This is a genomic window from Clostridium boliviensis, from assembly GCF_033342255.1.
In the GTDB taxonomy this organism is placed as follows: Bacteria; Bacillota; Clostridia; order Lachnospirales; family Lachnospiraceae; genus Lacrimispora; species Lacrimispora boliviensis.
The window spans coordinates 70,752-88,482 of sequence record NZ_JAWONS010000030.1 but is presented as its reverse complement, the minus strand read 5'-3'; the positions used below and the strand labels follow the sequence as shown (position 1 = coordinate 88,482).

The 17,731-nt window shown below is 44.0% G+C and carries 17 protein-coding genes; 14 read left to right on the top strand and 3 right to left on the bottom strand.

Translation table 11 applies throughout. From position 1 onward, the window contains the following. Positions 1–35 precede the first annotated feature (35 nt). Together RZO55_RS01845 and RZO55_RS01840 are read right to left on the bottom strand one after the other, a co-directional pair. Positions 36–611 carry a hypothetical protein gene (locus RZO55_RS01845; protein ID WP_318062599.1) on the bottom strand — a complete coding sequence of 192 codons (576 nt, stop codon included), beginning with the start codon at positions 609–611 and terminating at the stop codon, positions 36–38. A gap of 148 nt (positions 612–759) precedes the next feature. After that, the gene (locus RZO55_RS01840; protein WP_318062598.1) at positions 760–1,395 is read right to left on the bottom strand and encodes an RluA family pseudouridine synthase; all 636 of its coding nucleotides are present in this window, start codon (positions 1,393–1,395) and stop codon (positions 760–762) included. Between the two features lie 100 nt (positions 1,396–1,495). Between RZO55_RS01840 and RZO55_RS01835 the strand changes: the two genes are divergently transcribed. Beyond that, complete coding sequence (locus tag RZO55_RS01835) at positions 1,496–1,765, top strand: U-box domain-containing protein 56 (RefSeq protein ID WP_318062597.1); 270 nt, start codon at positions 1,496–1,498, stop codon at positions 1,763–1,765. 35 nt (positions 1,766–1,800) lie between these two features. Then, positions 1,801–2,679: a YitT family protein gene (locus tag RZO55_RS01830; protein ID WP_318062596.1), complete on the top strand. Its 879-nt coding sequence runs from the start codon at positions 1,801–1,803 to the stop codon at positions 2,677–2,679. A 30-nt stretch (positions 2,680–2,709) separates the two neighbouring features. On the opposite strand, the gene RZO55_RS01825 is transcribed toward RZO55_RS01830, so the two are convergent. Beyond that, a complete protein-coding gene (locus RZO55_RS01825; RefSeq protein ID WP_318062595.1) occupies positions 2,710–3,954 on the bottom strand; it encodes a DNA polymerase Y family protein in 1,245 nt (414 codons plus the stop codon). A gap of 114 nt (positions 3,955–4,068) precedes the next feature. On the opposite strand from RZO55_RS01825, the gene RZO55_RS01820 reads away from it, so the two are divergent. The 12 genes from RZO55_RS01820 to RZO55_RS01765 all read left to right on the top strand — a co-directional run bounded on the left by RZO55_RS01820 (position 4,069) and on the right by RZO55_RS01765 (position 17,727). After that, complete coding sequence (locus RZO55_RS01820; protein ID WP_318062594.1) at positions 4,069–5,391, top strand: D-alanyl-D-alanine carboxypeptidase family protein; 1,323 nt, start codon at positions 4,069–4,071, stop codon at positions 5,389–5,391. Between the two features lie 85 nt (positions 5,392–5,476). Beyond that, positions 5,477–6,322, top strand: a complete 846-nt coding sequence (locus RZO55_RS01815; protein ID WP_318062593.1) for a tyrosine-protein phosphatase — start codon at positions 5,477–5,479, stop codon at positions 6,320–6,322. Positions 6,323–6,347: 25 nt separating this feature from the next. Further along, positions 6,348–7,193: a YitT family protein gene (locus RZO55_RS01810; RefSeq protein WP_318062592.1), complete on the top strand. Its 846-nt coding sequence runs from the start codon at positions 6,348–6,350 to the stop codon at positions 7,191–7,193. A gap of 130 nt (positions 7,194–7,323) precedes the next feature. Further along, on the top strand, positions 7,324–7,890 hold the full coding sequence (locus RZO55_RS01805) for a hypothetical protein (protein WP_318062591.1): 567 nt from the start codon (positions 7,324–7,326) through the stop codon (positions 7,888–7,890). A 272-nt stretch (positions 7,891–8,162) separates the two neighbouring features. Further along, the gene (locus RZO55_RS01800; RefSeq protein WP_318062590.1) at positions 8,163–9,617 is read left to right on the top strand and encodes an acyl-CoA carboxylase subunit beta; all 1,455 of its coding nucleotides are present in this window, start codon (positions 8,163–8,165) and stop codon (positions 9,615–9,617) included. A 17-nt stretch (positions 9,618–9,634) separates the two neighbouring features. Beyond that, positions 9,635–10,408, top strand: coding sequence for an OadG family transporter subunit (locus RZO55_RS01795; RefSeq protein WP_318062589.1), 774 nt, complete (start codon positions 9,635–9,637; stop codon positions 10,406–10,408). Between the two features lie 21 nt (positions 10,409–10,429). Next, positions 10,430–10,801, top strand: coding sequence for a biotin/lipoyl-containing protein (locus RZO55_RS01790; protein WP_318062588.1), 372 nt, complete (start codon positions 10,430–10,432; stop codon positions 10,799–10,801). A 56-nt stretch (positions 10,802–10,857) separates the two neighbouring features. Continuing rightward, positions 10,858–12,006 (top strand): sodium ion-translocating decarboxylase subunit beta, encoded by a 1,149-nt coding sequence (locus RZO55_RS01785; protein WP_318062587.1) that lies wholly within the window; start codon positions 10,858–10,860, stop codon positions 12,004–12,006. A gap of 64 nt (positions 12,007–12,070) precedes the next feature. After that, positions 12,071–13,483 (top strand): oxaloacetate decarboxylase subunit alpha, encoded by a 1,413-nt coding sequence (locus RZO55_RS01780; RefSeq protein WP_318062586.1) that lies wholly within the window; start codon positions 12,071–12,073, stop codon positions 13,481–13,483. 192 nt (positions 13,484–13,675) lie between these two features. Next, the gene (locus tag RZO55_RS01775; RefSeq protein ID WP_318062585.1) at positions 13,676–15,406 is read left to right on the top strand and encodes an ABC transporter ATP-binding protein; all 1,731 of its coding nucleotides are present in this window, start codon (positions 13,676–13,678) and stop codon (positions 15,404–15,406) included. Continuing rightward, a complete protein-coding gene (locus tag RZO55_RS01770; RefSeq protein ID WP_318062584.1) occupies positions 15,403–17,259 on the top strand; it encodes an ABC transporter ATP-binding protein in 1,857 nt (618 codons plus the stop codon). Before RZO55_RS01775 ends, RZO55_RS01770 begins: the two co-directional genes overlap by 4 nt. Positions 17,260–17,277: 18 nt before the next feature. Continuing rightward, positions 17,278–17,727, top strand: coding sequence for a MarR family winged helix-turn-helix transcriptional regulator (locus tag RZO55_RS01765; RefSeq protein WP_318062583.1), 450 nt, complete (start codon positions 17,278–17,280; stop codon positions 17,725–17,727). Positions 17,728–17,731 lie beyond the last annotated feature (4 nt).

Sequence of the window (17,731 nt, the reverse complement as noted above, 5' to 3'; positions counted from 1 at the left end):
GAGATTGTTTGTCTTACGGACATTTCCGTTTATTGTCATAACCTTTGGTATTTCCACAGGATACGCGGACTGCATACTTTCCCATAAAGCCTGTGAAGTAAGAAGGTGCTTGACAGTACAAAGAAGATCTCCAAAGCGGTGCTGACAATACCGGTCAGGAAGAAAAGGACTGCAGAGACCCCGGTGATTAACAGCAGACTTATGAAATAAGGACGATAGACGGTCTGATTCATACAGTAAAGCTTCCAGATCACCAGATACAGACTTAGAAGCAGGGAGATAGAAGCTGCAAACGACAACACTACGTGAAGTACTGCATGAAAAGGCTGGGTATCGGGCAGATAGGGAATTGTGACGGCCATAGCCAGAAGCATAAGTGCTAAAGTTGTACATACCTTCTCCTTTTTATTTCTGGGAAGTGTGCGGATAATCCGTTTTAGTACATAATAGAAATACGTACCAACAACAATACCCCAAAGAAGAAATAAGTTTTTTCTGTCTGCCAGACTTCCGAGAATAGAAAAATTAAGCGTGAACCAGTTGGTTCCCCAGGCAAACAGTATGGTATATACAGGGATGATAAAATAAGCGGTTATGGTTAAAACAGTCATATGGCACCTCCCGGTGTTTCTCCCATTAGTTTGCCACAAACTTAAAAAAATAACAGAAAATTATGAGGAATAAATATGATTCAGTTACCGGAAACATTTATGGAAAAGATGAAAGGACTGCTGTCGCGGATGTGCTCTATGGAGCAAATCAGGGACAAAGGCGCTTAAAAAAGGTTCTTGCCGGATCACCATGAACCGTGTCCACACACCGTTCTATTGTAGAATCATGTGCCCTGGCAATGGGGAAATCGATGGTGCCTTCCATAGGTAATTCTCCTGAAACGACGGCCAGATACCGTCTGTGGATCTCATGCTTTTTCACCATTTCAGACAGAATACATGCGCTTAAAGGGTTTTTCGCGATAATTAAAAGACCGGTGGTATCCCGATCAAGCCGGTTGATTGCACGATAGGTAAATGGCACCTGCTTCTTTTGAAAATAGTAAGCCAGACCATTGGCCAGAGTATTGTCGTAATTCCCCTGTGACGGGTGAATAGGAACGCCGGCTGCTTTGCTGATAACCAAAAGATGATCATCTTCAAACACAATATCAATGGGCAGATTATTTGGTATAATATTTTCTGAGTTCTTCTCTTCTGGAAAGGAGATGGTAAGTACTTCCCCCGGTATCAGTCTGTGGGTGGTATATACTGCCAGGCCTCCGGCTGTAATTGCATTCTCCGTATTGCGTAAGTGCCGGATCAGACTCTGGGAGTATCCCTGCTCTAAGAGATAGCGTTCTATGGTTGTATCGTTTGATGTCTCAGTAATCAAGTAATTCATGGTCATTTTCATAAGCAGATTCTATCATGGAGGGACATGATTGACAAGAAGGAACTTGTGAGTATAATTAATTTGTGAAAGCGGAAAGGGGGTTAATAAGATGTTTAATGAAGAGTTGTATGAGGAATTGGAAGCAGAGTTTGAGAAGAATCACATCGAAGAAGAGGTAGAAGAGGTTTTGCTTGATTTAGCAGAAGCGCTGGCAGATAAGAGAATTCTGGATAAAGAAGTGAATTTGACGGAATCCTATGGTAAGACACAGATCTTTGCAGCAGGTATCTGCACGGAGGAAGATGGAGAGAGCAGTGTCCTGATTAAGCGCATAAGGATAGGAAGAAAAGAATTTGAGATTAACGATTATTTTTTATAAAGTAATTGGAAGAAAGAAACGGAGGCAGTATAAACATGAAGGGAGACCGTGAGAAATATCCCCCCAGGGAACTTGGAATCGATCTGTTGTGTGATCTGGTGGGAGCATTTTTATTTAATGTGGGAATCTATAACTTTGCTGTAAATGCACAGTTTGCGCCGGTAGGAGTATCGGGTATTGCGCTGATTCTGCGCTATATGTTCGGACTTCCCATGGGTATCACCAGCATCGTATTAAACATTCCCATTGTACTGGTCAGTTATAAACTGCTTGGACGAAGTTTCCTTCTGCGGTCCATGAAAAGCATGCTGATCTTTGCACTGGTTCTGGATTATATTGTCCCCATGCTGCCGGCTTATCAGGGAAATCCCTTATATGCATCCGCCTGTACGGGTATTTTTTCCGGATTGGGATTAACTATAGTATATTTGAGAAACTGTTCTACCGGAGGAACAGACTTCCTGGTTATGGCAATCAGAAAGCTGTTTCCCCATATCACCATCGGAAAGATCTCTCTTATTGTGGATTCAGTCGTAATTTTAACCGGCGGACTGGTATTTCGAAATATTGACGCTGTTATTCTGGGTCTGGTATCTTCCATCGTAACAACCATGGTAATCGATAAAATCATGTACGGATTAGGTGCAGGTAAGCTGGTGTTTGTTGTCACTTCCCATGAAGCAGATGTTGCTTTAAAAATTGAAGAGGCAACCGGCAGAGGCAGTACCTTTCTAAAGGGACAGGGCTCTTTTTCCAAAGACGAAAAGAATGTGGTGATGTGTGCATGCAATAATGCTCAGGTGGTCTCAATCAGAAGGGCGATCCATGAGACGGACAAGGCTGCGTTCCTGATTATCACCGATTCCAATGAAGTTTATGGGGAGGGCTTTAAGTCCATCAACGGTCAGCTTTAGCTGTCATCAGGCCGGGAGGGAAGGAAAGCACTAGTTTTTCATATGCTTTTCCTTTCCTGCAGCATGATCCACCATTCGGTCCTTTTGTAAAAAACTAGCTCTTTTTACGCTGTCAGTACCGAATTTATTTCGAATATGATCCACTGCTTTTTCCATCTCTTTCATCTTCTTTGATTGTTCTGATTCAAATAAGCTCATCTGCAAATAACTCTCATCCGAAATCTTGGTTGTGCGGACTCCGATCAGACGCAGCGGTGTCCTGTCCCAGAACTCTTCCAGAAGCCTGCATGCTTGCTCATAAATAACAGTTGTGGAATCTGTAGGATTGTTCAGTGTAGTCTGATGAGTCTGGGTATGGAAGTCCCAATCCTTGATCTCAACACAGACGCAGTCGCACATCACGTGATCTCTCCGCAGCCTGGCGCCCACTGTCTCGCTTAAGGACAAAAGAATGTAGCGGGCAGTTTCCATGTCGTCAACATCCTTTGCTAAAGTGGTGCTGTTGCCGTAACCTTTATTTGCCGGTTCTCGTGAGGCCACCGGGGAAGAATCGATACCGCAGGCATAGTCGTGAATTAAAACGGCATACTTTTCCCCAAGAAGGCGCTTTAAATACATCACATCGCAGCCGGCCAGCTGTCCGATGGTATGAATGCCGATTCGCTCCAGCTTCTGTCTGGCGGAATGTCCTACGAAAAACAGCTCTCCGATAGGAAGAGGCCACATCTTTGTCTGAATCTCATGAGTGAACAGGGTATGGCATAGATTCGGTTTTTTAAAATCGGAGGCCATCTTGGCTAACAGCTTATTAGGGGCTATTCCGATGTTCACTGTAAAATGAAGTTCCTGCCAGACTCTCTCTCGTATCTGATTGGCTACAGTCAGGGGAGACCCGAATAAATGGATTGTAGACGTCATATCGAGAAAGGCCTCATCGATGCTGAACTGCTCAATATCCGGAGTATAATCGGAAAGGAGAGCCATAAGCGTTCTTGAATATTCCAGATAGATATCAAAGCGGGCGGGTACAACAGTGAGTCCCGGACACTTGCGAAGTGCCTGGGCGATGGGTTCTCCGGTTGTTATTCCATATTCTTTTGCCGGTGTGGACTTTGCCAGTACGATACCGTGTCTTAACTGGGCATCGCCTCCAACTGCAGAGACTACGGTCCGTAAATCAAGTGCATTTGGATCCTGCCTTAAGCGGTCTGCAGATTCCCAGCTTAAAAATGCTGAGTTCACATCAATATGGAAAATGAGTGGCTCCCTTGACATATCCGATTCTCCTTTTTTCTTTTTATTATACCGAAAATACGTTCGGAAAGTAAAGGGGAATAATTAAAAAATCCGCGGAATAGGATAAAATAAAGTCAAGGGGGAGGCTCTTTTATGAGGCATGCCAAAGGAAGACTCCTGGCAGCAGCAGGAACCGCAGCGTTTATCTTTTTTGCAGCAGTGGCGGGAACGCTGGCAGAAAAAGAGACCATTATAAACCATACATCAGTGACTTCAGAAAAAGCGGATCAAAAGTCACCAATTGAAATAACCGATGAGTTGAATCTTCATGCTCAGTCAGCAGTATTGATGGATGCCTCTTCCAACCGTGTCTTATACGGGAAAAATGAAGATCTGGTACGGCCGATGGCCAGCACCACAAAAATTATGACATGTATTATTGCACTGGAAAACGGTAATCTGTCCGACCCGGTAACTGCTACCCAGAATGCAGCAAACCAGCCAAAGGTTCATCTGGGGGTCTATAAGGGAGAAACAATCTATCTAAAAGACTTGCTCTACAGTCTGATGCTTGAGTCCCACAACGATGCTGCCATGATGATTGCAGAGCATGTAGGAGGAAGCAGAGAAGGATTTGCAAAGCTCATGAACCAAAAGGCGAAGGAGCTGGGGTGCACCAATACATATTTTATTACGCCTAACGGACTGGATGCAAAGGAAGAAATAGGCGGAGAAATCAAAGAACATGCTACCACTGCGTCTGATTTAGCCAGAATTATGAATTACTGCATTGGAGCATCTCAAAAAAGCAGGGAATTTTTGGAAATTACCGGCACTCAGAACTATTCTTTTACAGATGTAAATGGAAAGAGATCCTATCATTGCACAAATCACAATGCACTTCTCACCTCCATGAGCGGCGCTTTTTCCGGAAAAACGGGGTTTACCGGAGGAGCAGGCTACTCTTATGTTGGAGCAGTCAAAAGCGACGGAAGGATCTTTACCATCGCTCTTCTTGGCTGCGGCTGGCCTCCCCATAAAACCTATAAATGGTCTGATGCCAGAAAGCTGTTTCAGTACGGCATGGACCGGTTCCATTACAGGGACGTTTATCAGGAAGTCCAGCTTCCCCAGGTGCTGATCACGGATGCAGTTCCCTTATCAGGCGGTCTTGACCAGCCTGTCATGATCTCCTGTTCCATGGCAGAGGACCGAAAAAAAAGTATAAAGCTTTTGCTGGCTGATGATGAGAATGTCACAGTTAAAACCAGTATTGCGAAAGAGCTGAAAGCACCTGTGAAAAAAGGGCAGGCGGCAGGTGCTGTTACATACAAGCTCAATGGTGAGACTGTAAAAGAATTTCCGGTTTATTTAACAGAAGGAACGAAACGCCTGACGGTTCTTTGGTGTTTAAAAAATATTCTTTCCCATTATCTGTCAATGCCGGGGATCATGGAAATACTCGCTTCCTCTTAACGGGAAATTATGATATACTTGACAAAAATACAATTCCCTCTTTTAACAGAAGACGTGCAGTAGGGAATGGGAGGATATGATAAAAATGAATGAGAGAGATACCGGTTTTATTGGTAGAATTGAGCTTGAGAAGCTGCATAATACCAGAGATCTGGGCGGTTTTAAAACTCAGGACGGGAGAAAGATACTGCAAAACAGGCTGATCAGAAGCGGCACTTTATATGAGGCAACCGGTGATGATATCCGTATATTGTCCGATGAGTGCGGCCTTGGCACCATCATTGATTTCAGAACAGCCACGGAACGAATGCAGAAACCAGATCCGGATATGCCGGGTGTGTGTAATATATTTAATCCCATCCTGGATGAGAAAACAGTGGGGATTACCTTTGAAGAGGAAGAACAGGAAGCAGAGGAAGGGGAGAGGGATGCATTGAAATCAATTATTCTTCATGCCTCTTCCTTAGACGGAAAACCGCAATTGTATGTGGACAGGCTTTATGAAGACCTGGTTTTAAATGACCATGCCGCTGATTCCTATTCCCGTTTTTTCAACCTGTTGCTGGAAGCAGATGACAGGGCAGTATTATGGCACTGCACAGCAGGGAAGGACCGGGTTGGTATTGGAACTGCGCTGCTTCTTTTCGCACTTGGTGTCCGAAGGGAAACCATTATAAGAGATTTTGTGAAAACCAATGATTACGTAATAGAGCAGGTCAATCAGGTTTGCGCGCAGATTGAAAAGAAGACAGGAGATAAAGGTCTTGCGGACTGTGTCAGGGTATTATTCACTGTTTCAGAGACTTATATTCTCCGTGCTTTTTCTGCAATCGAACTGTCCTTTGGATCTATAGACCATTACTTAAGTACCCGGCTGTCCGTGACTCCGGAGAAAAGGGATGAGCTTAGGGCAAAGTTTTTAACAGAGTAAGTACATGAAAGGAAGTTACTAAAGTATGAATTGGAAGAAAATAGCGGCGGTGCTGGCAGGTAACACCGTATATGCGCTTGCTGTTTCCCTGTTTATTCTCCCAGGCGGGCTGATTACAGGAGGTACCACAGGTCTTGCTTTGGTTGCCAATGCGAAGTTTGGGATTCCGGTTGCTCTTTTTATCGGAATTTTTAATATTGTAATGTTTATTGCAGGTGCGTTTGTGCTGGGGAAAGCTTTTGCACTTACAACGATGATCAGTACCTTTTATTTCCCCTTCATTTTGGGGATTTTTGAGAATCTGCTGGGGAGTACGGTTATCACTCACGACCGTATGCTGGCTACTGTTTTTTCCGGTCTTCTTATCGGTGCAGGAATCGGTATGGTTATACGTGCAGGTGCGTCTACCGGTGGCATGGACATACCTCCTCTGATTCTGAATAAAAAGTGGAACTTATCAATTTCCCTTACATTATCATTATTTGACTGTCTTATTCTTCTGTCTCAGATGATTTTTTCCAACCTCGAACAGATACTGTACGGAATCCTGCTTGTTCTTTTGTACACCCTTGTTCTGGATAAAGTGCTTATGACGGGACGAAATCAGATGCAGGTAAAAATTGTCAGCAAAAAATATGACGAGATCAGCCGGGAGATACAAAAGCGTATGGACCGTGGTACTACGCTGCTTGCCAGTGAGGGCGGTTATTTAAGGGAATCCTCCTTTGCTGTTCTTACAGTGATTTCCGGAAGGCAGCTGTCAAAGCTCAATGAGCTGGTTCTTCAAATGGATCCTCACGCCTTTATGATTATCAATCAGGTTACCGAAGTGCGGGGAAGAGGTTTTACACTCCATAAGGAATATAAATAATTAAAAATGCGGACAAATATCTTACGGAAAAATGACTAAGGTTTACGGTTTTGGAAACTCTATTGACTTCCAATCTTTACCGGTGCTATACTGTGCCCGAAGCAGTAAAAGGACGCAGGGAGGAAGTTAAATGCTCAGGAAAAGATTCGGTTTCATAAGTTTTGTCATTGTGCTGGCTGTATTTTTTGCAGTTGGATGCGGAAAAAAGGGAGATCCTGCCGCAGGTTTAAAAACTACGAAGATGACAGAGTCGGAGACTGCGGCCAGTATTATGGAAAATGCCTTATCAGAAGAAGATATAACGGAACAAGGCATAACAGAAGACAGCTCAGAAAGTACAGATATGGCTGATGATCAGACCGCTGAGGGACCAGGAAAACAGGCGGAAGCCTTTGCGGAAAAAATACAGGAAGCAGTTTCAGACCGGAGTCTGGAAACGCTGGCAGAACTTATTACCTATCCCTGTGTGTTTATCACCGGTGATCAGGAAAAGATAATTTTAAAAACGCAGGAGGATCTGTTAAAACAGAATCCGGATATGGTATTTGGTGACGATTTAATGGTTGCAGTGGCCAAAGTTGATACGGCCATGCTGAAGAAAACAGCCGAAGGAGTCGCCATGGGAGAAGGAGATTCCAGGATTGTGTTTCAGGAATCACCGGAGGGCAGCATAGGTATTACAGAAATTAAAGAATAACATTGGATACAACTCACAAATTTATTCGACAAAAATATACAATATGCCGGAAAAATCTACACGAATCGATATAATGACAACGATGATTAGGAGCAATAGACCATGGATTGTAAGAAATCCATAGTTTTTTGCTCTTTTTTTACTAAATAGAGCTTGAAATAAGTTGAGATTAATTATACAATTATAATTGGCAGAAATTGGTGTTATTATATAGTCTTATCGTTATTTTTATAACGGGGCTATGCAAATATTACAAAATGGAGGATTGCAAAATGAGTAATTCAACACAAACATCAGCAGGTAATCGGATTCATGCTTTGCTTGATGAAAACAGTTTTGTTGAAGTCGGCGGCTACGTAACAGCGAGAAATACAGACTTTAACATGACAGCAAGGGAAACTCCTTCTGACGGTGTTGTTACCGGCTACGGTACCATCGGGGGCTGCCTTGTGTATGTGTACAGCCAGGACTCTTCTGTTTTCGGAGGGGCTGTAGGAGAGATGCATGCTAAAAAAATTACACGACTTTACACCATGGCTATGAAAATGGGAGCGCCGGTAATTGGTCTGGTTGACTGTGCCGGATTACGGCTTCAGGAGGCAACAGATTCCTTGAATGGCTTTGGTGAGTTTTATATGAGCCAGACTTTAGCATCAGGAGTGGTACCACAGATTATGGCGGTTTTCGGCACCTGTGGCGGCGGCATGGCTGTTTCAGCAGCTATGGCAGATTTTATTTTTATGGAAGGAACGTCTGCAAAGCTGTTTGTGAATTCTCCTAACGCCATTGAGAATAACTATACAGAAAAATTAAATACGGCTTCTGCTGACTTCCAGAGCAGGGAAGCAGGTCTGGTAGATTTTGTTGGAGATGAAGAGGAGATTCTGAGTAATATCAGAACCCTGGTCACAATTTTGCCTGCTAATAGTGAGGACGATATGTCTTACGATGAGTGCACAGATGATTTAAACCGCGTATGTTCTGATTTAGCCAACTATGTAGGAGATACGAAGATTGCACTCACGCAGATTTCTGATAATCATTTCTTTATGGAGACCGGAAAAGAATATGGCTCCTCTATGGTTACCGGCTTTATCCGTTTAAATGGAATTACCGTGGGCTGCGTTGCCAATCGTACAGAATCCTATGATGATAATGGATTAAAGACTATGTCCTATGAAGCAAAATTAACGGGACAAGGCTGTGAGAAGGCTGCAGAATTTGTTGGATTCTGTGATGCATTTGATATCCCGCTGCTCACGCTGGTGAATGTTACCGGATATGAAAGTACAGCTGGATCAGAAAAAAGGATTGCAAAGGCAGCTGCTAAGCTGACTTATGCATTTGCCAATGCAACTGTGCCAAAAGTTACTGTTGTGATTGGTCAGGCGCTAGGTAGTGCTTATCTGACTATGAGCAGCAAATCCATCGGTGCAGATATGGTCTATGCATGGCCGGAGGCAACAATTGGAATGATGGACCCGGTACAGGCGGCAAAGATTATGTATGCCGATGAGATCGCAAAGGGAGAAGATGGAAAGGCAGTGATGGAAGAGAAGGCGGAAAGTTACCGTGCTCTTCAGTCCAGTGCACTTTCTGCTGCAAAAAGGGGATATGTTGATGATATCATCGATGCCAGTGAGACAAGAGCCAGAGTCATCGCTGCATTTGAGATGTTATTCACAAAGAGAGAGGATCGTCCGGCAAAAAAACATGGCACGATATAGAATGAGGTGACAGGCATATGAAATTAAATTTGAAACGAGTAGTAGTGGGTCTTACTATGGCAGTCTGCCTCTTTTCATTATCTGCATGCAGCAAAGCAGGGTCTGAGGCCGGAGCTATCGATGCAGATATGAGAGCGCAGCTTGAGCAGATTCCCGTCGCCTCGTATCTGGAGCTGTACACCGGTCTTGAGGACAAAGATACCGAGCAGATGAGAAAGAGCCTGGTAAAAAAGGATGAGGTTGCTGCCCTGGCGGAGGGAATCGATTCCTGGGAGAATGTAAAGGATGAATTAGGCGGCTTTATCTCTGCTTCGGATTCTGTGAAATTAGAAGAGGGCAAGGAAGGTTACAGTGCTACGGTTAATACTGTATTTGAAAAAAGAAATATGGATTTTACCGTAACATTTGACCACAAGCTTTCCAAGATAACCGGCGTGGCATTTATTCCCCAGTATACGTTTGGTGAAAAGATGGAAAAAGCAGCTTTGAATACGCTGATGGGAATGGGTACCGTTTTTCTGGTATTAATCGCTATTAGTTTGCTGATCAGCTGTTTTCGCTACATCAGCGTTCTGGAAGCAAAGGCTGTTAATAAAAACAAACCGGCAGTTCCTGCTGCAGAGCCGGCGGTTCCTGCTGTAAAAGAGGAAGTGGAAGAGGAACTTTCAGACGATTTAGAACTGGTGGCTGTCATAACGGCAGCAATCGCAGCATCTACAGGAAGCTCCCCAAGCGGTCTGGTGGTACGTTCCATTAAACGTGCATCAGCCGGAAAATGGAAAAAAGCATAAATAATCAGGAGGATTTTCATCATGAAAAATTATACAATTACAGTGAATGGTAATGTTTACGATGTAACCGTTGAAGAAAGCACAGGTGCAGCAGCTCCGGCAGCAGTGTCAGCTCCGTCACCGGTTAAGAAGGAAGCTGCTCCGGCACCGAAGAAGGCAGCAGCAACAGGAGCTGAAGGCTCTGTAAAGGTAACTGCTCCCATGCCTGGAAAGATCCTCGGCGTAAAGGTAAGCGCAGGACAGGCAGTGAAAAAAGGTGAAGTCCTTGTCGTTCTGGAAGCGATGAAGATGGAAAATGAAATCATAGCACCTTCCGATGGAACAGTTGCCAGCATTCATGCAGCAGTGGGTGATTCCGTAGAAGCAGGCGCAACATTAGCTACATTAAACTAGTACGGAAAGATCCGCTAAAACGATAAATAGCGCGGATTCCTTATGGAGGGATTAACATGAATTATATCAGTAATACATTCACCAATCTTCTTCAGCAGACCGCATTCTTTAACTTGACTGCAGGAAATTTGTTAATGATTCTGGTTGCCTTTATTTTTCTGTATCTGGCAATTCGGAAAGGCTTTGAACCTCTGCTTCTGGTTCCGATTTCCTTTGGTATGCTGTTGGTAAATATCTATCCGGATATTATGAAAGAGGTTGGAGCGGATGGTTCCGGCGGCGGACTGCTGCAATATTTCTTTAAACTGGATGAATGGGGGATTCTGCCTCCGCTTATCTTCATGGGCGTAGGTGCGATGACCGATTTCGGTCCTTTAATTGCAAACCCAAAGAGCTTTCTTCTGGGTGCAGCGGCGCAGTTTGGTATCTATTCTGCCTATTTTATGGCGATTCTTATAGGATTTAATGACAAAGCGGCAGCTGCCATTTCCATTATCGGAGGAGCGGACGGCCCGACTTCCATTTTCCTGGCAGGAAAACTGGGTATGACATCCCTTATGGGTCCCATTGCGGTAGCTGCTTACTCCTATATGGCACTTGTTCCCATTATACAGCCGCCGATTATGAAGCTTCTTACCACAGAGAAAGAACGTAAAATCAAAATGGAGCAGCTCCGTCCGGTTTCAAAACTGGAACGCATCCTGTTTCCGATCATTGTTACTACCGTTGTATGTATGATTCTTCCCACCACAGCACCTTTAGTGGGCATGCTGATGCTGGGTAATTTATTCAAAGAATCCGGTGTTGTGAAACAGCTGGCTGAGACGGCAGGAAATGCACTCATGTATATTGTAGTAATTTTACTTGGAACATCTGTTGGAGCGTCAACCAGTGCAGAAGCATTTTTAAATTTAGATACGCTTAAAATTGTTGTGTTAGGTCTGATTGCATTCTCAATCGGAACAGCAGCAGGCGTTCTCTTTGGAAAGCTGATGTGCAAGGTTACCGGCGGCAAGGTTAACCCACTCATCGGTTCAGCCGGTGTATCCGCAGTTCCCATGTCAGCCCGTGTATCCCAGAAGGTGGGGGCAGAAGCAGATCCTACAAACTTCCTGCTGATGCATGCTATGGGACCAAACGTAGCCGGTGTTATCGGTACTGCAGTTGCAGCCGGTACATTCATGGCTATTTTCGGAGTAAGATAGTCTGACCGGAGACATTGATAGTTCCGGGAGCAAAGTAAATGAACAATAACCAGGAGGTAAGAAAATGGCAGATATAGAAAAAAAGCCGGTTAAGATTGTTGAGACAGTTCTTCGTGATGCACATCAATCTTTGCTTGCTACAAGAATGACAACTGAACAGATGCTTCCGATCGTGGAGAAGATGGACCAGGTTGGTTATTATGCAGTTGAGTGCTGGGGCGGTGCAACCTTTGATGCATGCCTGCGCTTCTTAAAAGAGGATCCCTGGGTAAGACTGAGAAAACTGAGAGATGGTTTTAAAAATACAAAACTGCAGATGCTGTTCCGTGGTCAGAATATTCTGGGTTACAATCATTACGCAGATGACGTAGTGGAATATTTTGTACAGAAGTCTTTATCAAACGGAGTTGATATCATACGTATCTTTGACTGTCTCAATGATATCCGTAACTTACAGACTGCAGTATCAGCCTGTAATAAAGAAAAAGGGCATGCTCAGGTAGCTTTATGCTACACACTGGGTGATGCTTATACTCTGGAATACTGGAAAGATATTGCAAAGAGAATTGAGGATATGGGGGCAGACTCCATCTGCATTAAGGATATGGCAGGACTTCTGACACCATATAAAGCGGATGAGCTGGTTCGTGCGTTAAAAGAATCAACAAAGCTTCCGATTGATCTTCATACCCATTATACATCTGGTGTTGCATCCATGACCTATTTAAAGGCAGTGGAAGCAGGCTGCGATATCATTGATACCGCAATGTCTCCTCTTGCTTTAGGTACCAGCCAGCCTGCAACTGAGGTTATGGTTGAGACCTTCAGGGGTACACCTTATGACACCGGTTATGACCAGACACTTCTGGCAGAGATTGCTGCTTATTTCCAGCCAGTCAGAGAAGAGGCGTTAAAGAGCGGACGGTTAAATCCAAAGGTTCTGGGTGTAAATATCAAGACACTTCAGTATCAGGTACCAGGCGGTATGCTATCCAATCTGGTTAGCCAGTTAAAGGAAGCAGGCCAGGAGGATAAATATTTACAGGTGCTGGAAGAGGTTCCAAGAGTAAGAAAGGATTTCGGAGAACCGCCGTTAGTTACTCCTTCTTCTCAGATTGTTGGAACACAGGCTGTTTTAAATGTTATCAGCGGAGAGCGTTATAAGATGGTAACCAAGGAATCCAAAAAGATTCTGATGGGTGAGTTCGGACAGACAGTAAAACCGTTTAATCCGGAAGTTCAGAAGAAGATTATCGGTGATGAAACTCCCATTACCTGCCGTCCGGCTGATTTAATTGCACCTCAGCTTCCACAGTTCGAGAAAGAGTGTGCACCGTGGAAACAGCAGGAAGAGGATGTGCTTTCCTATGCATTATTCCCAGCTGTTGCAAAGGATTTCTTTGAATACCGTGCAGCACAGCAGACTGGAGTGGATTCCACTCTGGCAGATAAGCAAAATAAAACTTATCCGGTATAAGAGTCAAATATTAGAAGTTAAAATAATAAATTAAATAAGAGATCAGGCCTTAAATCCCCTTTGAGGGAATGCAGGCCTGATTTTTTTTATACGGGAAAATATTAATTGACATTTCCGGCAGAGAGAATATAATTGTTGTATAGTCAATAGTTGCAAATACAACTGTTGTAATATCAATATGGAGAATAAAAAATGAACAGTCTGCTGCATTATGCAAAGAAGTACAGAAAAGAATTCATTATCGCAATCCTATGCATCGAAGCTGAGACAGTATTTGAACTGATTATACCTATGATAATGGCAGATATTATTGATGTGGGCGTTGCAAACGGTAACAGAAGCTATATCTTAATGAAGGGAGGACAGATGATTGCATTTGCTGCAACTGCTCTTTTGCTGGGGCATGTATGTGCGCGATTTACTGCAATCTGCGGCAATGGAATTGGAGCGGAGATCCGTAAGGCAGAATTTAAGAAGATGCAGACCTATTCCTTTGCCAATACCGATCATTTCAGCACTTCCTCCCTGGTAACAAGGCTGACCAGTGATGTTACTACCATTCAGAATTCCATTACCAATGGAATGCGTCCGGGATTCAGATCTCCGGTGATGATGTTGACAGCTTTGGTTGTTTCCTTCCGGCTGAATGCCCGACTTGCAATGGTATTCTTTATTGCGGCGCCCCTGCTTGCAGTAATTCTGATTCTTATCATTAAGAATGTCAGACCCCTTTATGGGAGAATGCAGGGGGCAATGGATCTTGTAAACCGTACCATACAGGAGAACTTAAGAGCGGTCAGGGTGGTAAAAGCGTATGTCAGGGGTGATTATGAGACGGAAAAATTCGGAGAGGTCAATGATTCGTTAAAAAATGCTTCGGAGCGTTCCTTTTCACTGGCAGCACTTAACATGCCTGCCATGCAGTTTGTGATGTACGGTACGATTTTAAGTATTCTGTGGTTTGGAGGGAACCTGGTGATCGGAGAGGGGATGAAGGTGGGAGCACTTACCAGCTTTTTAAGCTATGTGCTCCAGGTTCTGAATTCTCTTATGATGTTTTCCAATGTATTTCTCTTATTCACCAGATCCCTGACTTCCTGGAGAAGAATCTCAGAAGTTCTTGTGGAAGAACCGGCCATTCGTGACGATCAGGCATCGGACATTGAGATTACACAGGGAAGCATTTGCTTTGATCATGTATACTTTAAATACAAGGATACTGCAAAAGAGTATGTGCTCTCAGACATATCTTTTCAGATTCTGCCTGGACAGACGATTGGAATCATCGGGCAGACAGGTGCTGCGAAAAGTACACTGGTACAGCTCATTCAGCGTCTGTATGAAATAAACTCCGGAGAGATTCTGATAGATGATCAACCCATTCGTCACTATACGCAGGATCATTTGAGGGAAGCCATTGGCATGGTACTTCAGAAAAATACTTTGTTTTCAGGGACAGTGAAGGAAAATATTTGCTGGGGAAAGGAGAATGCTTCTGATGAGGAGATCACAGAGGCATGCCGGATTGCCTGTGTTGACGAATTCATTGACCGGCTGGATAATGGTTATGATACCGTTCTCGGTCAGGGAGGAGTTAATCTTTCCGGCGGCCAGAAGCAGAGGCTCTGTATCGCAAGGGCAGTTTTAAAAAAGCCCAGAATCCTGATTCTGGACGATTCCACAAGTGCTCTTGACACAGCGACGGAACAGAAGATCAATGAAGCTTTAAAAGAGTCCCTTCCCGATATGACGAAGATAATTATCAGTCAGAGAATCTCTTCGGTTTCCCATGGGGACCAGATCATTGTTTTGGGTGACGGCAGAGTGAATGCAGCAGGCACCCATGAAGAATTGTTAGAGAACAATGAAATCTATCGGGATATTTTTGAATCCCAGCAGAAGGGAGGAGGACTTTCGGCATGAAACCCACAGGACATACAAGACCAAAGAATACAAAAAAGACCCTGCTCCATCTTCTGAATTATCTTGGGCATTACAGACGTTCCTTATTTCTGATTGCGGTTCTGGTATGCATCAGTGCAAGTTCGGGAATTGCCGGAACCTATCTTTTAAAGCCGGTGATAAACCGTTATATTCTTCCGGGAGATATTCCGGGGCTTATACGAATGATTCTGATCATGGGCTGCCTGTATCTGGCAGGTGCTCTTTCCTGTCTGGTATACAGCAGAATGATGGTTCATGTATCCCAGCAGGTAGTGAGTGATATCAGAATGGATTTGTTTCGCCATACCCAGAAGCTGCCCCTTGTATTTTTTGATACTCATACCCACGGCGAGCTGATGAGTCATTTTACCAACGATGTGGACACCATATCGGAGGCGTTAAACAACAGCTTTACGCTGCTGATTCAAAGCTTTATTACATCAACCGGAACGATTATCATGCTGCTTGTCCTGGATGTGCGTCTATCCATGATCGTTGTTTTCTTTCTTACAGTCATGCTGCTTTATATCCGTTATAACGGAAGTATGAGTAAAAAATATTTTGCAAAGCAGCAGAGGAATCTTGGAAGTGTCAATGGATTTGTGGAAGAAATGGTGGAGGGTCAGAAAGAGGAAAAGATTTTTCGCCATGAAAAACAGAATTTTGAAAAGTTTTGTGAATTAAACGAAGCACTCCGGATCTCTTCCACAAAAGCATCTGTCTATACTGGAATCACGGTACCTACAATTGTTGCGCTGTCTTATTTCAACTATGCAGTTTCCGCCTGCGTGGGAGGATTATTTGCAATCTCAGGTCTGATTAATCTGGGGACTCTGGCATCTTATCTGGTGTATGTAAGGCAGAGCGCCATGCCGATGAACCAATTTACCATGCAGATTAATTTCCTGATGGTAGCACTGGCCAGCGCTGAGAAGATCTTTCTGATGATGGAGCAGGAACAGGAAGTGGATGAAGGAAATGTTACTCTGGTAAAGGCAGAGAAAAAGGAGAACGGCGTTTATAAGGAATCTGACGTCTATACAGGAAACTTCGCCTGGAAGATCCCCGATGAGAGAGAAGGATATCGTCTGGTTCCTCTAAAGGGGGATGTGCGATTTCATGAGGTGGTTTTCGGCTACAGGCAGAAGTACTCCATCTTGAATGGAATCAGTTTATACGCAAAACCAGGCCAGAAGATTGCATTTGTAGGATCAACCGGGGCTGGGAAGACCACGATTATCAATCTGATCAACCGGTTCTACGAATTAAATGAAGGATTGATTACTTATGATGGAATTGATATCCGCCAGATAAAAAAGGACGAATTAAGACGCTCTATTTCACTGATTGTTCAGGATACTCATTTATTTACCGGAACAATTGCCGATAATATCCGGTATGGAAGGCTGAATGCCACTGAGGAGGATGTACTGGAAGCGGCAAAAATTGCAAATGCAGATTCCTTTATCAGAAGACTTCCTGCGGGCTACAATACCATGCTTGAAAATGACGGCAGTAATTTATCACAGGGCCAGAGACAGCTGATTGCCATAGCACGGGCCGCCATCTCCCGTCCGCCGGTACTGGTAATGGATGAGGCGACCAGTTCCATCGATACACGGACGGAAAAGCTGATTGAAAAGGGAATGGATACACTGATGAATGGGCGGACTGTTTTTGTCATTGCCCATAGACTTTCAACTGTCCGCAATTCCCAGGCTATTTTAGTTCTGGAGCGGGGAGAGATTATTGAACGTGGAAATCATGAGGAACTGCTTGCACAGCAGGGCAGGTATTATAAGCTTTATACAGGGCAGTTTGAACTGGAATAAATAAGAAGGAGGCAGATTGTGAATAAAGAAACGATCAGGGAAATGCTGGTGCGGGGGGAAAAAGCCAGGAAGCAGGCTTTATTCCCGCTGTTGTCTGAAATGGGTCTGACACCAGGGCAGGGGCAGGCAAAAATATTATACCGTCTTTTGCTAAAGGACCGTGTTACTCAAAAAGATCTGGCAGACCAATGCAGAATTGATGCAGCAGCCATGTCAAGAAATATTGATAAGCTGGAGGGACTTGGACTTCTTGTCAGAGAGAGCAACCCGGACTGCAGAAGATCCTTTTTAATCTGCCTGACTGAAAAGGGGTATACAGAGGCAAAGCAGATCCAAAAGGTGTTTGAACAGTTTGAAGACATAGTCAGTGAGGGGATTGCTCCGGAGGAGATTGAAGTTTTTTTCCGTGTCATGGAGCACATGTGTACCAATCTGGAACGTTTTAATGCTGCAGAAAGCCAGACGTAATGCA

Coding starts and splice junctions, on each gene's coding strand:
- RZO55_RS01790 (WP_318062588.1), top strand. CDS start 10,430: ATGAAAAATTATACAATTACAGTGAATGGTAATGTTTACGATGTAACC.
- RZO55_RS01780 (WP_318062586.1), top strand. CDS start 12,071: ATGGCAGATATAGAAAAAAAGCCGGTTAAGATTGTTGAGACAGTTCTT.
- RZO55_RS01825 (WP_318062595.1), bottom strand. CDS start 3,954: ATGTCAAGGGAGCCACTCATTTTCCATATTGATGTGAACTCAGCATTT.
- RZO55_RS01800 (WP_318062590.1), top strand. CDS start 8,163: ATGAGTAATTCAACACAAACATCAGCAGGTAATCGGATTCATGCTTTG.
- RZO55_RS01840 (WP_318062598.1), bottom strand. CDS start 1,395: ATGAATTACTTGATTACTGAGACATCAAACGATACAACCATAGAACGC.
- RZO55_RS01820 (WP_318062594.1), top strand. CDS start 4,069: ATGAGGCATGCCAAAGGAAGACTCCTGGCAGCAGCAGGAACCGCAGCG.
- RZO55_RS01810 (WP_318062592.1), top strand. CDS start 6,348: ATGAATTGGAAGAAAATAGCGGCGGTGCTGGCAGGTAACACCGTATAT.
- RZO55_RS01835 (WP_318062597.1), top strand. CDS start 1,496: ATGTTTAATGAAGAGTTGTATGAGGAATTGGAAGCAGAGTTTGAGAAG.
- RZO55_RS01775 (WP_318062585.1), top strand. CDS start 13,676: ATGAACAGTCTGCTGCATTATGCAAAGAAGTACAGAAAAGAATTCATT.
- RZO55_RS01785 (WP_318062587.1), top strand. CDS start 10,858: ATGAATTATATCAGTAATACATTCACCAATCTTCTTCAGCAGACCGCA.
- RZO55_RS01815 (WP_318062593.1), top strand. CDS start 5,477: ATGAATGAGAGAGATACCGGTTTTATTGGTAGAATTGAGCTTGAGAAG.
- RZO55_RS01805 (WP_318062591.1), top strand. CDS start 7,324: ATGCTCAGGAAAAGATTCGGTTTCATAAGTTTTGTCATTGTGCTGGCT.
- RZO55_RS01795 (WP_318062589.1), top strand. CDS start 9,635: ATGAAATTAAATTTGAAACGAGTAGTAGTGGGTCTTACTATGGCAGTC.
- RZO55_RS01770 (WP_318062584.1), top strand. CDS start 15,403: ATGAAACCCACAGGACATACAAGACCAAAGAATACAAAAAAGACCCTG.
- RZO55_RS01830 (WP_318062596.1), top strand. CDS start 1,801: ATGAAGGGAGACCGTGAGAAATATCCCCCCAGGGAACTTGGAATCGAT.
- RZO55_RS01845 (WP_318062599.1), bottom strand. CDS start 611: ATGACTGTTTTAACCATAACCGCTTATTTTATCATCCCTGTATATACC.